At 59.8% G+C, this 15,010-nt stretch carries 12 protein-coding genes; all 12 read right to left on the bottom strand.

Annotated elements, in window-relative coordinates; genetic code table 11:
• Positions 1-53: 53 nt before the first annotated feature.
• Entirely contained in the window at positions 54-542 is a 489-nt protein-coding gene (locus tag RMV17_RS22840; RefSeq protein WP_311882713.1) for an RDD family protein, read from the bottom strand.
• 97 nt (positions 543-639) lie between these two features.
• Positions 640-852, bottom strand: a complete 213-nt coding sequence (locus tag RMV17_RS22835; protein WP_003365337.1) for a cold-shock protein — start codon at positions 850-852, stop codon at positions 640-642.
• A 404-nt stretch (positions 853-1,256) separates the two neighbouring features.
• Positions 1,257-2,381, bottom strand: a complete 1,125-nt coding sequence (gene gcvT / locus RMV17_RS22830) for a glycine cleavage system aminomethyltransferase GcvT (protein ID WP_311882710.1) — start codon at positions 2,379-2,381, stop codon at positions 1,257-1,259.
• 173 nt (positions 2,382-2,554) lie between these two features.
• The gene (locus tag RMV17_RS22825) at positions 2,555-3,931 is read right to left on the bottom strand and encodes an L-serine ammonia-lyase (protein ID WP_311882708.1); all 1,377 of its coding nucleotides are present in this window, start codon (positions 3,929-3,931) and stop codon (positions 2,555-2,557) included.
• Between the two features lie 180 nt (positions 3,932-4,111).
• Positions 4,112-6,964 carry an aminomethyl-transferring glycine dehydrogenase gene (gene gcvP / locus RMV17_RS22820; RefSeq protein WP_311882706.1) on the bottom strand — a complete coding sequence of 951 codons (2,853 nt, stop codon included), beginning with the start codon at positions 6,962-6,964 and terminating at the stop codon, positions 4,112-4,114.
• Between the two features lie 11 nt (positions 6,965-6,975).
• On the bottom strand, positions 6,976-7,359 hold the full coding sequence (gene gcvH, locus RMV17_RS22815; protein WP_311882704.1) for a glycine cleavage system protein GcvH: 384 nt from the start codon (positions 7,357-7,359) through the stop codon (positions 6,976-6,978).
• A 452-nt stretch (positions 7,360-7,811) separates the two neighbouring features.
• A complete protein-coding gene (locus tag RMV17_RS22810; RefSeq protein WP_311882702.1) occupies positions 7,812-9,320 on the bottom strand; it encodes a sigma-54-dependent transcriptional regulator in 1,509 nt (502 codons plus the stop codon).
• 148 nt (positions 9,321-9,468) lie between these two features.
• Positions 9,469-10,611, bottom strand: a complete 1,143-nt coding sequence (locus tag RMV17_RS22805; protein WP_409373099.1) for an IS481 family transposase — start codon at positions 10,609-10,611, stop codon at positions 9,469-9,471.
• Between the two features lie 546 nt (positions 10,612-11,157).
• Positions 11,158-11,520 (bottom strand): DUF5064 family protein, encoded by a 363-nt coding sequence (locus RMV17_RS22800; RefSeq protein WP_311882700.1) that lies wholly within the window; start codon positions 11,518-11,520, stop codon positions 11,158-11,160.
• Positions 11,521-11,582: 62 nt separating this feature from the next.
• Positions 11,583-12,512: a carbamate kinase gene (arcC, locus tag RMV17_RS22795; protein ID WP_311882698.1), complete on the bottom strand. Its 930-nt coding sequence runs from the start codon at positions 12,510-12,512 to the stop codon at positions 11,583-11,585.
• A 148-nt stretch (positions 12,513-12,660) separates the two neighbouring features.
• Complete coding sequence (locus RMV17_RS22790; RefSeq protein ID WP_311882697.1) at positions 12,661-13,671, bottom strand: ornithine carbamoyltransferase; 1,011 nt, start codon at positions 13,669-13,671, stop codon at positions 12,661-12,663.
• A 69-nt stretch (positions 13,672-13,740) separates the two neighbouring features.
• Positions 13,741-14,997 carry an arginine deiminase gene (arcA, locus tag RMV17_RS22785; protein WP_034153406.1) on the bottom strand — a complete coding sequence of 419 codons (1,257 nt, stop codon included), beginning with the start codon at positions 14,995-14,997 and terminating at the stop codon, positions 13,741-13,743.
• Positions 14,998-15,010: the final 13 nt, after the last annotated feature.

The following is a 15,010-nucleotide window of genomic DNA, read 5'->3' as shown; positions in this document are numbered from 1 at the left end:
ACGCCGCCTTCGCGAGCAGGCTCGCTCCCACAGTGGTATTTGGCGTCCGGAAGTTATTTGGTCTTTTTCGGAATTCGCACGAGCCGGGTATCGGAATAGATGTCGTGCCACGTGCGCTTCTGCTTGTCATACAGCGACCATAAGAATCCCAGCCCCACGCACAGCCACGACGCAATCGACACCATAAACCGCAACAGCGCCTGCCACAGGCTGATCGCCGTACCATTGGCGTTCTGCACGCGAATGCCCCACACCTGCATGCCCAGCGTCTGCCCGCCATGGGTCCAGAACTTGGCGAAGAACCCAAACAGCACCAACAGCAGTACGGTGGAGTAGAGCGGATCACCGTCGAGCTTGCCGGCATCGGTCATCACCCGCAGGCGCTCTTCACCGATGATCGCCGCCTGAATCATCTTGTAGATGCCACCGGTGACGATGAGCAGGGCGGTGCACAGCAGAAAGTCGTAGAACATCGCTGCCAGGCGACGGCCAAGGCCTACCGGAGGGAAGTCCCCTTGGGGCGTGAGCAGGTTTTTCGACATGGCAGCCTCTGGAAGCAAAATGAAGCGTCATTTTACGGATTCGCGCGCACAAAAAAGCCCCTGATATCAATATCAGGGGCTTTTTCGTTACAGAAGATTAGCCTTCTGCTTGTACTTCGTCAGCCTGCATGCCTTTCTGGCCCTGCACAGCAACGAAGGTCACTTTCTGGCCTTCTTTCAGGCTTTTGAAGCCGTTGCCCTGAATGGCGCGGAAATGCACGAACAGATCCGGACCGCTTTCAGGAGTGATAAAACCAAAACCTTTCTCGTCGTTAAACCACTTGACGGTACCGCTCTGACGTTCAGCCATTTCTTATTTCCTTTGACGCAAAAAATTAATGACAGTCTCCTTCACATGAAAGAGTACTGGGGCTGGTTGCAGGAGAGTAAGAAGACGTCGAACGGGATGTAGCTAACTTGTAGGCTACTGCCCAGGTCACGATTCCAAGCTGACCCATGCAAACACAGTGGACAAACTCTACGCCAACTACGGGAGAAAAAACAAGCCCCGCGAAGGCCCCGGTTTTCCTGCGCTTGCTGGCAGTTAGTCATTCCACTAGTGCGGCTTAGACGATTAGCTTGTTCAATTGTTTTCGAACGTTATAAGCAAAGTTCATATTCGAATCGGATGTTAGAAAATGCACTTTTTTGTGGCGATTGCGTTACACATTAGTGCACGCATTACGCAATCGCGTTACTTATAGAAACAGTCATTCAACCGCGATAGTAGCGTTGTGGAACGAATGGCATTTTGCTTACAAGCATTTGCACCTTTTTCCCACGCACGATGGCCCAAACCGGTGTGTCGAGGGTGACATAAGCGCTGTCGAGGTAACCCATCGCCAACGGCCCGCCCAAGGTCGGACCAAAGCCACCGCTGCACACGCTGCCGATGATCTCGCCGGCTTCGTTGACGATTTCTGCGCCTTCGCGCACCGGGGTGCGTTCTTGTGGCAGCAGGCCTACACGTTTGCGCGCTACGCCATTTTGTTGCTGGGCGAACACGGTCTCAGCGCCCGGGAAACCGCCAGCGCGTGCGCCGTCAGCACGGCGTGGCTTGGAGATCGCCCACAGCAGGCTGGCTTCGATCGGCGTGGTCTCGGTGTTCATGTCGTGGCCATACAGGCACAGGCCGGCCTCCAGGCGCAGCGAGTCGCGGGCGCCTAGGCCAATGGCCTGGACTTCCGGTTCGGCGAGCAGGGCGCGGGCGAGTTTTTCCGCATCGGCGGCCGGAACGGAGATTTCGAAACCGTCTTCACCGGTGTAGCCCGAACGGCTGACAAAGCAATCCACGCCCAATAACGACACGCGGTTGAACTGCATGAACGTCATTTTTGCCACGTCGGGAGCCAGTCGCGCCAGCACGGTTACGGCTGCCGGACCCTGCAGTGCCAAGAGCGCGCGCTCTTCGAACAGCGCCGTAATGGTGCACTGAGCGCCGATGTGTTTTTGCAGGTGAGCCAGGTCCTGATCCTTGCACGCGGCGTTGACCACCAGGAACAGTTCGTCGTTGCCGAGGTTGGCGACCATCAGGTCATCGAGAATGCCGCCGGTCTCGTTGGTGAACATCGCGTAGCGCTGCATGCCCACCGGCAGGTCGATGATGTCCACCGGTACCAGGGTTTCCAGGGCTTTGGCGGCATTGGCACCGGTCAGGCGGATCTGGCCCATGTGCGAGACATCGAACAACCCGGCCTGTTCACGGGTGTGCTGGTGTTCTTTCATCACGCCGAGTGGATATTGCACCGGCATGTCGTAGCCGGCGAATGGCACCATGCGGGCGCCGAGTTCGATGTGCAGAGCGTGCAGCGGGGTTTTCGACAGTTGTTCGGTGGACATGCGTGGCTCCTTGAAAATGTGGTTCGGGATCGGGGGCAAGATCAAGATCAAATGCCCCTCACCCCAGCCCTCTCCCGGAGGGAGAGGGAGTTAGGTACGTTTATCTCCCGGAGGGAGAGGGAGTTAGGTACGTTTATCTCCCAGAGGGAGAGGGGGCTAGTTACGTTTCGTGATCAGCATTCGATAATGTTGACCGCCAGACCGCCGCGGGCGGTCTCTTTGTATTTGCTTTTCATGTCGGCGCCGGTCTGGCGCATGGTGCGGATGACTTTGTCGAGGGAGACGAAATGCTGGCCGTCGCCGCGCATGGCCATGCGCACCGCGTTGATGGCTTTCACCGAGCCCATCGCATTGCGTTCGATGCATGGCACTTGCACCAGTCCGCCAATCGGGTCGCAGGTCAGGCCGAGGTTGTGCTCCATGCCGATTTCCGCGGCGTTCTCGACTTGCTGCACGCTGCCACCGAGCACTTCGCACAACGCACCGGCCGCCATTGAGCAGGCAACACCGACTTCACCCTGACAGCCGACTTCGGCGCCGGAGATCGAGGCGTTTTCCTTGTAGAGAATGCCGATGGCCGCTGCGGTCAGCAGAAACCGTACGACGCCGTCATCATTCGCACCGGGAATAAAGCGCATGTAGTAATGCAGTACCGCCGGAATGATCCCCGCCGCGCCATTGGTGGGTGCGGTGACCACGCGCCCGCCGTTGGCGTTTTCTTCGTTGACGGCGAGTGCGTAGAGGTTGACCCAGTCGAGCACCGACAATGGATCGCGCAGCGCTGATTCCGGGTTCTTGCACAATTGCCGATGCAGCGCTGCGGCACGCCGTTTGACCTTCAAACCGCCCGGCAAAATACCTTCGTTACGGCAACCTGCAGCCACGCAGTCCTGCATCACCTGCCAGATTTTCAGCAGGCCGGCGCGGGTTTCCGCTTCCGGGCGCCAGGCGCTTTCGTTGGTCAGCATCACCTGGCTGATCGACAGCCCATAGGTGGCGCAATGACTGAGCAAGTCCTTGGCACTTTTGAACGGGAAGGTCAGCTGCGTGGCGTCTTCGACGATGCGATCGGCACCGGCCGCGTCCTCGTCGACAACAAAGCCACCGCCGACCGAGTAGTACTCGCGGCTGCGGATCTGGATCCCCGCTGCGTCGAAGGCGCGGAAGATCATGCCGTTGGGGTGATAGGCCAGCGGCTTGCGGATCATCGCCAGGTGTTCTTTCTCGTTGAACGCAATGCTGTGTTCACCGAGCAGGTTCAGCCGGCCGTTGCCGCGAATCTCTTGCAGGCGTGCGGCGACGGTTTCGGTATCAACGGTGTCCGGGTGTTCGCCTTCGAGGCCGAGCAGCACGGCTTTGTCGCTGCCGTGACCTTTACCGGTGGCGCCGAGGGATCCGTAGAGTTCAACGCGCACGCTGGCGGTGGTGGTCAGCAGGTTTTCCCGTCGCAGGCCTTCGGCGAAACGCGCGGCTGCGCGCATCGGGCCGACAGTGTGGGAACTGGAGGGGCCGATGCCAATCTTGAACAGGTCGAACACGCTTAACGACATGAGGGGGGCTCCTGCGGAGCAGTGGTGAGCTTCAAGCGGCAAGCTGCAAGTAAAGCCGGATCGACTTTTCCTTGCGGCTCGTGTTCACGCCGCAGTGCGTGCAGCAAGATACAAACCGCAAGTAAAAAGCAGATCAGCCCTTACTTGCAGCTTGTAGCTCAAAGCTCGCAGCTGCTTTCCTTAAGCGTAGCTTTCGATCGACGGGCAGGCGCACACCAGGTTGCGATCACCGAAGACGTTGTCGACACGACCGACCGGCGGCCAGTATTTGCCTTCAATCAACGACGCAACCGGGTACACCGCTTGCTCGCGGCTGTACGGGTGAGTCCACTCGCCGACCAGCTCTGCCGCCGTGTGCGGAGCGTTTTTCAGCGGGTTGTCGTCCTTGTCCAGCGTGCCGTTTTCCACTGCGCGGATTTCTTCGCGGATGCGGATCATCGCGTCGCAGAAGCGATCCAGTTCTTCTTTGGATTCACTTTCGGTCGGCTCGATCATCAGCGTGCCAGCAACCGGGAACGACATGGTCGGCGCGTGGAAGCCGAAGTCGATCAGGCGCTTGGCGACGTCATCGACGCTGATGCCGCTGCTGTCTTTCAACGGACGCAGATCAAGGATGCACTCGTGCGCCACCAAACCATTGCTGCCGGTGTACAGCACGGGGTAGTGCTCTTCGAGGCGACGGGAAATGTAGTTGGCGTTGAGGATTGCCAGTTGCGAAGCGCGCTTCAGGCCGGCGCCACCCATCATGCGAATGTACATCCAGGTGATCGGCAAAATACTTGCGCTGCCGAACGGTGCCGCGCAGACCGCGCCTTCCTTGCGCTCCATCTGGCCGTGGCCCGGCAGGAACGGGGTCAGGTGCGACTTGACGCCGATCGGGCCGACGCCCGGGCCGCCACCGCCGTGGGGGATGCAGAAGGTTTTGTGCAGGTTCAGGTGCGAGACGTCGCCGCCGAACTTACCCGGTGCGCAGAGGCCAACCATTGCGTTCATGTTGGCGCCGTCGATGTACACCTGGCCGCCGTTGTCATGAATGATTCCGCAGATTTCGCGGATGCCTTCTTCGAACACGCCGTGGGTCGACGGGTAAGTGATCATCAGCGCGGCGAGGTGTTCGCGGTGCTCGATGGCTTTGGCTCGCAGGTCTTCGATGTCGACGTTGCCGCGCGCATCGCACGCGGTCACGACCACGCGCATGCCAGCCATGTTGGCGGTAGCCGGGTTGGTGCCGTGGGCGGACGACGGGATCAGGCAGATGTCGCGGCGCTCATCGCCACGGCTCTGGTGGTAAGCACGAATCGCCAGCAGGCCAGCGTATTCACCTTGCGAACCGGCGTTCGGTTGCAGCGAGATCGCGTCGTAACCAGTGGCGGCACAAAGCATCGCTTCCAGCTCGTCGGTCAGTTGCTGATAACCGGCACTTTGCGCGGCTGGGGCGAACGGGTGCAGCGCACCGAATTCAGCCCAGGTCACCGGGATCATTTCGCTGGCGGCGTTGAGTTTCATGGTGCACGAGCCCAGCGGGATCATGGTGCGATCCAGTGCCAGGTCCTTGTCGGCCAGTTTGCGCAGGTAGCGCATCAGCTCGGTTTCCGAGTGATAACGGTTGAACACCGGGTGGCTGAGGATTGGCGACTGGCGTGCCAGCGATGCAGGGATGGTGCTCTGCACGGAAGCAGCGAGGGCAGCGAAGTCCGGCAGGGTTTTGCCGTCGGCGAACAGGCCCCACAGGGTTTCGATGTCAGCCTGGGTGGTGGTTTCGTCGACCGACAGGCCCAGACGCTGAGCGTCGATCACGCGCAGGTTGATCTGCGCAGCGTGCGCCTTGTCGTGCAGCGCAGCGGTTTGTGCGCCGGTGGCCACGGTCAGGGTGTCGAAGAAGCTGGCTTGTTCGACTTTCGCGCCCAGCGCGGTCAGGCCCTTGGCCAGAATCGCGGTCAGGTGATGCACGCGGTTGGCGATCTGCGTCAGGCCTTTCGGGCCGTGGTAGACGGCGTACATGCTGGCGATGTTGGCCAGCAGCACTTGTGCGGTGCAGATATTCGACGTGGCCTTCTCGCGGCGGATGTGTTGCTCGCGAGTCTGCATCGCCAGACGCAGCGCCGGCTTGCCGAAACGGTCAACCGAAACACCGACCAGACGGCCCGGCATGTCGCGCTTGAACGCATCCTTGGTGGAGAAGTAAGCGGCGTGGGGGCCACCGAAGCCCAGCGGCACGCCGAAGCGTTGCGCGGAACCGATGGCGACGTCAGCGCCGAACTCGCCCGGCGCGGTCAGCAGGGTCAGGGCCAGCAGGTCAGCGGCCACGGCCACCAAGGCGTTGGCGGCGTGGAAGCGTTCGGTCAGTTCGCGGTAGTCGAACACATCACCGTTGCTCGCCGGGTATTGCAGCAGTGCGCCGAAGAACGGCGTCACGTCGCTCAGTTCACGCTCATCGCCCACCACCACGTCGATACCCAGCGGCTCGGCACGGGTGCGAAGCACGTCGAGGGTTTGCGGGTGGCTGTGGATCGAGGCGAAGAATTGGTGGCTGCCCTTGTTCTTGCTCAGGCGTTTGCAGAAGGTCATGGCTTCGGCAGCGGCGGTGGCTTCGTCGAGCAGGGAAGCGTTGGCGATCGGCAGGCCGGTGAGGTCGCTGATCATGGTCTGGAAGTTCAGCAGCGCTTCGAGACGGCCCTGGGAAATTTCTGGCTGGTACGGCGTGTAAGCGGTGTACCAGGCCGGGTTTTCCAGGAGGTTACGGAGGATCGGCGACGGCGTGTGACAGTTGTAGTAGCCCTGACCGATGTAAGTCTTGAACAGCTGATTCTTGCCGGCGATGGATTTGATCATCGCCAGTGCATCGGCTTCGCTGAGGCCGTCGTCCATGCCGAGCACGCTGGTGCCCTTGATGCTTTCCGGGATGACGCTGGCGCTCAGGGCTTCGAGCGAGTCGAAGCCGAGGCTGTTGAGCATGGCTTGCTCGTCACCGGCGCGCGGGCCGATGTGACGGGCGATGAATTCGTTGGCGGTGCCGAGGTTTACTTGGGTCATGTCGGTGTTCCTCAGGCTTCGGCTTGGGCTTTGATCAGACGGTCGTACGCGTCCTGGTCGAGCAGTTTGCCGACAGCGGCGGCGTCGCTTGGCTGGAAGCGGAAGAACCAGCCTTCGCCCAGCGGATCTTCGTTGACCAGCTCAGGCCTGTCTTCCAGTGCCGGGTTGGTGGCCAGCACTTCACCGTCCAGAGGCATGTACACGCCGCTGGCGGCTTTCACCGACTCCACGGTGGCGGCTTCGGCGCCTTTGTCGTAAGCCTGCAGCTCAGGCAGTTGCACGAACACCACGTCGCCCAGGGCGTTCTGCGCGAAAGCGGTGATGCCGACAGTAACGCTGCCGTCAGCTTCGGTGCGCAGCCATTCGTGATCTTCAGTAAAACGCAACTCGCTCATGGAAACTCCTCAGGGGGCCAGACTCGTCTGGTGGACGCGGTGGAATAGTCGGGCGCGAAGGCCCTTATTTATGAGGGGTTGATTAGCAAGAATGCGGCCAAGGTTTACTTATCTATATAAATCAACAATTTATCTGTTTTGGTGAGAGGGCTTGAGCTGGGGTGTGTAGCGAAATCGCTACAGGCTGGGGCGAGGAGAAAAGCTGAACGGGATCAAAGCCTTGCACAGCGGTGATCCGAGGCGTGTGTAGCGATATCGTTCCGCTGTAGCGCTTTCAGTACAGTTGGAGGTCGTTTTTAATGCGACTTCGAATCCACCCTCTAACTACTGTGGGAGCGAGCCTGCTCGCGAAGAGGGTGTGTCAGTCACCAATGATTCTGCTGATATACCGCTTTCGCGAGCAGGCTCGCTCCCACAGGGGGGCATTTCCCACAGGGGAATTTATGGTGTGTTCAGGGCTTGTTGGGGATGCCGTATTTGCGCAGGCGATGGGCGATCGCGGTGTGCGAAGTCTGCAGGCGGCTGGCCAGTTGGCGGGTCGAGGGGTAGCTGACGTAGAGTTTTTCCAGCAGCGTTTTTTCGAAAGATTCGACCGCTTGTTCAAGGCTATCGACATCGCTGTCGGCCTGACGCGCGACCGAGGTGCCGGCAATGTCGAGATCGCCGATATCCACCAGGCTGCTCTCGCAAATTGCCGCCGCGCGGAAGATCACGTTCTGCAATTGCCGCACGTTGCCCGGCCAGCGATTGCCGAGCAGCGCCGGGTAAGTCCCGGGGGCGAGGCGGCAGACCGGGCGCTGGATCTGCGCGCAGGCCTGCTGCATGAAATAGCGCGCCAACAGCAAAATATCCTGGCCGCGTTCACGCAGCGGCGGCACTTCAACGTTGAGCACGTTGAGGCGATAGAACAGGTCTTCGCGGAACAAACCTTCGCTGACCATTTTCTCCAGATTGCGATGGGTCGCGCTGAGGATGCGCACGTTGACCTTCACCTCGCGATCACCGCCCACGCGGCGGAAGCTGCCGTCGTTCAAGAAGCGCAGCAGCTTGGCCTGCAGATACGGCGACATCTCGCCGATCTCGTCGAGAAACACCGTGCCCTGGTTGGCCAGTTCCATCAGCCCCGGTTTACCGCCGCGCGCCGCGCCGGTGAAAGCGCCGGGGGCGTAGCCGAACAGTTCGCTTTCCGCGAGGTTCTCCGGCAACGCTGCGCAGTTGAGAGCGAGAAACGGTGCACTGTGTCGCGCGCTGATCGCGTGACAGGCACGCGCGACCAGCTCTTTACCGGTGCCGGTTTCGCCTTGAATCAGCAGCGGCGCATCAAGGGCAGCCACCCTTTGCGCGCGGGCCTTAAGGGTGCGGATCGCTGGGGACTCGCCGAGCAGCGCATCGAAACCTTCGGCATGGTCGTGGTGCAATGCCGAGAGTTGTTCGCCGATGCGGTTTGGTTGATACAAAGTCAGCAGGGCGCCGGCGTCGGTGATCGGCGTGGCGTCGAGCAACAGGGTCTGGCCGTTGACGGTGATTTCGCGCAGTGGCAGACGGAAGCCGTGTTCGAGCAAGCTGTCGAGCAGGGCGGGATCGTTGAACAGTTCAGAGACGCTTTCACCGGCCGGTTCACGCCCGTACAACGCGATCAACGCCGGGTTGGCCAGCAGCACTTTGCCGGCACTGTCGAGCGCCAAGACAGGATCGGTCATCGCCGCCAGCAACGCATCGAGCTGCAAGTGCCGACGCTGGCCGGGGAGGATGTCGACCACGGTCACAGCCTCTACACCGAGCACGCGGAACAGCGCATCTTTCAGCTCTTCGAGCACTTGCGGGCTCAGGGTCGGCGCGTCGATGTAGACGTTGGGCGGGATCATCTCCACCGCATCCAGATTGAGATTGCGCCCACCGAGGATAGCCAGGACTTCCTGGGTGATGCCGACGCGGTCGATGAAGCTGACGTGGATACGCATGGGGCGGTTCAGTGATCTGCAGAGCGGAGGGGGGCAAGTATGCCTTGGGCTTGGAGAGAGGTGAAAGCAAAAGCACCCTCACCCCAGCCCTCTCCCTGTATGTACCGGACACATGGTGGACACATGTTCGGAGACATGGTGGACGGTTTTAGATCTTCTTACCTGCCGTGACGATCTGCAAGTTCAAGTCGATTCGGGCGATACGATGTCTACTCCAGTAGACATCGTGGATGCCGTCCTCCGTCGTTTCCCGGATAGCCACTGACCTCCCGTAAAACGCCTTCCCGACAGTGTATTCACGGTTGCCCCAGTAGATCTCGCCCTTCACCTGAACCTTCCTGACCACATCTCCATCGTCGTACTCAGGCGCCGCCGGTTGCTCCTGATATTCCCGCGGGCTGCTGCTGTAGCGAGTAGCAGGAACCTGCATGCCCAGTGCTTGATGAGGACGCTTCTGGTTGTAGATATCACGCCAGATATCAAACGCCCGTTGTGCATCGTCCAGATCGATGAAGAGTTGGCCTTGCAGGACTTCCCTTTTCAGGCTGCGGTGGAAGCGCTCCAGCTTTCCTTGGGTTTGCGGGTGATAAGGTCGGGAGTGGCCGACCTTGATGCCCTGGCTCATCAGCCAGACCTCCAGCGCGGTATAAACGCCGGTCTGGTCACCCCATGGCGAACCGTTGTCCATCGTCATGCGCAGAGGCAGACCGTAGAGCCGAAAGGCCCGCATTAGTTGCTCCTGAACGGTTCGGCGCTGCTCATTGGCGCACGCAGCGATGCACAGTGAGAACCGCGAGTGATCGTCCAGTATCGTCAGCGGATGGCAACGTCCGTGGTTCAGGCTGATATGACCCTTGAAGTCGATTTGCCAAAGATCGTTGGGCGCCTCGTGCTCGAACCGGATAAACGGTTTGACCTCGGCAGCCTTTGGGTCAACGCGCGAATGACGCTGTAAAACCGCATGCACGGTGCTGACAGAGGGCATCACTTTGCCGTCGTCTTCCAACACGCGCTTGAGCTTGCGAGCGCCCCAAGCGGCGTACTCCTGACTCACGGTCAAAATCTGCTGCTCAACCTCTTCAGCGCAGCGTTTGGGTGACGTCTTTGGTCGTCGAGACTGATCGATCAACCCTTGCGCACCGAGATTTTCAAACCTGTTGAGCCATTTGTAGGCAGTGCTTGGGCTGATACTGAATCGACGGCAAAGCTGCCGAACATTGGCCCCTTCTTGCCGAGCCAACAGCACGAATTCTGAACGAAGCTGCACAGTGGACACCTCTTCCCAGGACACAGGTCATCTCCTTGGTGATGAGCAATGTGTCTATTAAAATGTGTCCACCATGTCTCCGAACACCCGTCCACCATGTGTCCGGTACATACACTCCCGGGGGGAGAGGGGGTCGACCGAGGTGTCTGGCGCTACACGTCGACCTGAAAAATCGAGTCGATTATGGATTCAGTGATGCAGGATCAGGTAGGCGTAATACTGCAACATCTCCCAATCAGTCCCCTCACCCCAGCCCTCTCCCGGGGGAGAGGGGGTCGACCGAGGTGTCTGGCGCTACACGTCGACCTGAAAAATCGAGTCGATTATGGATTCAGTGATGCAGGATCAGGTAGGCGTAATACTGCAACATCTCCCAATCAGTCCCCTCACCCCAGCCCTCTCTCGGAGGGAGAGGGGGCCGACCGAGGTGTCTGAGGTTTGACATCGACCTGAAAGAACCAGTCGAATATGGATTCGGTAAAGCAAGGTCAGGTCGGTGTAACTCTAGAGCATCCCCCAATCAGTCCCCTCTCCCTTTGGGAGAGGGCTAGGGTGAGGGGCTTTTGCGGGTTACTCGAAATGCTCAAGATTGACCGGATCCCCGGATTGCATATTCAACTTCTGCCGAATGTCTTCAAACATCAGATCGTAATGCTTGTGCACCGAGCCGATCTGGCTGTGCGCCTTGGGAATCCCGTACTTCTCGGCGATCCGGGTCACGTCGCGGGCGAAGTTGTAAGCCTCTTCCTTGGGCAGGAAAAACGTTTCCTTCATGTCCTTGCCCTGCATGCTGCCATGCAGGGTGAACTGTATTCCTTTGACTTTCGAAGGATCGGTAAACACTTCATAGTCGAGGCACACGTTGTAACTGACGTCATCCGGCGTCAACGCGTGCCGCTCAATATGCAAATGACCGGGTTCAAACTGGGCCATGGTTTTCTCCTTTCAAGGCATGGGAGAAGGGCAGACCCTCGGTCTGCCCCCGGAGTTTCTGATTATCGGTAGCTGATGCCAGGCTTCGCCGTGGTCACGCGAGTACCGGCAGTGCCCTGGACAATCGCTTCGATGTCCGCCAGCGAACCGATCACCGCGACCTTGCCAGTATGGCGCGCAAATTCGCAGGCTGCCTGCACCTTCGGCCCCATCGAGCCGGCGGCGAAGCCGAGGCGTTCGAGTTCGTCCGGGTGCGCTTCGGCAATGGCTTTCTGCGTCGGTTTACCGTAGTCGATGAACGCCGCGTTGACGTCCGTGGCGATCACCAGCAGGTCGGCTTCCAGTTGCTCGGCGAGCAGCGACGAGCACAGATCCTTGTCGATCACCGCCTCGATCCCCTTGAGATTACGGTTCTCGTCGTACATGGTCGGAATCCCGCCACCACCGGCGCAAATCACGATGCTGCCCTTGTCGAGCAACCACTTGATCGGGCGTATTTCGAAGATGCGTTTTGGCCGTGGACTGGCGACCACGCGGCGGAATTTGTCGCCGTCCGGGGCAATCGCCCAGCCTTTATCGGCGGCGAGTTTTTCCGCTTCGGCCTTGTCGTAAACCGGACCGATCGGCTTGGTCGGGTTCTGGAAGGCCGGATCCTTGGCGTCGACTTCGACCTGAGTGAGCAGGGTGGCAAACGGCACTTCGAAATCGAGCAGGTTGCCCAGTTCCTGTTCGATGATGTAGCCGATCATGCCTTCGGTTTCGGCGCCGAGCACGTCCAGCGGGTAAGGGGTGACGGAGGTGTAGGCCGCCGCCTGCAGCGACAGCAGGCCGACTTGCGGGCCATTGCCGTGAGCGATGACCAGTTGGTTGCCGGGATGGATCTTGGCGATTTGCTCGGTGGCGATGCGGATGTTGGCGCGCTGATTGTCAGCGGTCATCGGTTCACCACGGCGGAGCAGGGCGTTACCGCCCAGAGCTACGACGATACGCATAATGCAATCCTTTCAGAATTCGATGACCCTGTAGGAGCTGCCGAAGGCTGCGATCTTTTGACTTTGTTTCTTAAGATCCAGATCAAAAGATCGCAGCCTTCGGCAGCTCCTACAGGTCAGTGGTTGATCAGGAAATCCCGATCAGCTGTTACAGATCAGCGAGGGTCGAGACCAGAATCGCCTTGATCGTGTGCATGCGGTTTTCCGCTTGCTCGAAGGCGATGCAGGCGGGCGACTCGAACACGTCGTCGGTCACTTCGATGCCGTTTTTCAGGTGCGGATACTGTTCGGCGATTTGCTTGCCGACTTTGGTATCACTGTTGTGGAACGCCGGCAGGCAGTGCATGAACTTGGTGCGCGGGTTACCGGAGGCTTTCATCAGCTCGGCGTTGACCTGGTACGGCAGCAGTTGCTGGATACGCTCGGCCCAGGCTTCCACCGGTTCGCCCATCGATACCCAAACGTCGGTGTGGATGAAGTCGACGCCTTTGACCGCCGCTTTCGGGTCTTCAGTCAGGGTGATACGTGCGCCACTTTCTTGCGCATATTTGTGGCAACGCTCGACCAGATCATCCAGTGGCCACAGGGCTTTCGGCGCGCAGATGCGCACGTCCATGCCGAGCTTGGCGCCGACCAGCAGCAGCGAGTTGCCCATGTTGTTGCGTGCATCACCGAGGTAGGCGTAGCTGATTTCGTGGATCGGCTTGTCGGCGTGTTCACGCATGGTCAGCACGTCGGCGATCATCTGAGTCGGGTGATATTCATCGGTCAGACCGTTGAACACCGGCACGCCGGCGAACTTGGCCAGCTCTTCGACGATTTCCTGTTTGAAGCCGCGGTACTCGATGGCGTCGTACATGCGCCCCAGCACGCGGGCGGTGTCTTTCATGCTTTCTTTATGGCCGATCTGCGACGAGTTCGGGTCGATGTAGGTGACGTTGGCGCCCTGGTCATAGGCCGCCACTTCGAAGGCGCAACGGGTGCGGGTCGAGGTTTTTTCGAAGATCAGGGCGATATTGTTGCCCTTCAGGTGTTGCTGCTCGGTGCCGGTGTACTTCGCGCGTTTGAGATCGCGGGACAGGTCGAGCAAGTAACGCAGCTCACGTGGGGTGTGGTGTTCCAGGCTGAGCAGGTTACGGTTGTGAATGTTGAACGCCATGATGATTCTCCTTGGATTCGGTAATCGGCCCGGCCGCTACGGGATGGATGCGGCCGGGGAGATGGTCGTTTAGTAATCGATAGGGTCGCGGATGATCGGGCAGGTCATGCAGTGGCCGCCGCCACGGCCTCGGCCCAGTTCCCCGGCGCTGATGGTGATGACTTCCACGCCGGCCTTGCGCAGCAGGGTGTTGGTGTAGGTGTTGCGGTCGTAGCCGATGACCACGCCCGGCTCCACGGCCACCACGTTGTTGCCGTCGTCCCATTGCTCGCGTTCGGCGGCGAAGCTGTTGCCGCCGGTTTCCACCACGCGCAGTTTCGGCAGGTTGAGGGCTTTTGCCACGGTGTCGAGGAAGGTGCCCTCTTCGCGGCGGATGTCGATGCCGCCCTGTTTGCTTTCGTCAGGTCGCAGAGTGAAGGCGACAATCTGGTTCACCACTTCCGGGAAAATCGTCACCAGGTCGCGGTCGCAGAAGCTGAACACGGTGTCGAGGTGCATCGCCGCCCGCGACTTCGGCAGGCCGGCGACGATGACTTTTTCCACGGCTTTGTTCTTGAACAGGTTCAGCGCCAGTTGGCCGATGGCTTGACGGGACGAGCGTTCGCCCATGCCGATCAACACCACGCCGTTGCCGATTGGCATGACGTCGCCGCCTTCAAGGGTCGAGCTGCCGTGTTCCTTGTCCGGGTCGCCGTACCAGATCTCGAATTCGGCGTTGGTGAACTGCGGGTGGAATTTGTAGATCGCGGTGGTCAGCAGGGTTTCCTGACGGCGCGCTGGCCAGTACATCGGGTTCAGCGTCACGCCGCCGTAGATCCAGCAGGTGGTGTCACGGGTGAACTGAGTGTTCGGCAGCGGCGGCAGAATGAAGCTGGAGTGGCCGAGGAAGTCGCGGAACATCTGGATGGTCTTGCCACCGAAGCTGTCCGGCAGGTCATCGGCAGACACGCCGCCAATCAGGAACTCGGCGATGTGCCGTGGCTCCAGGCTCTTCAGCCAGGATTTCACTTCGTTGATCAGGCCCAGGCCCACCGAGTCAGCGGTGACCTTGCGCTCGAGAATCCAGTCTAGCGCCTCAGGGATGGCGACGATGTCGGTCAGCAGATTGTGCATTTCCAGCACATCGATGCCGCGCTCACGCATCTTGGTGACAAAGTCGAAGTGGTCGCGCTTGGCCTGAGCCACCCAGAGCACGTCATCGAACAGCAGTTCATCGCAGTTGTTCGGGGTCAGCCGCTGATGGGCCAGACCTGGGGAGCACACCATGACTTTGCGCAGTTTGCCGGCTTCGGAATGGACGCCGTACTTAACTTTTTCCGTGGTCATTTCAGATCCTCCA

It is taken from the genome of Pseudomonas sp. VD-NE ins (assembly GCF_031882575.1).
GTDB lineage: Bacteria > Pseudomonadota > Gammaproteobacteria > Pseudomonadales > Pseudomonadaceae > Aquipseudomonas > Aquipseudomonas fluorescens_BZ.
The sequence above is the reverse complement of the archived record's forward strand: the minus strand, read 5'-3'. Positions and strand labels throughout refer to the sequence as shown.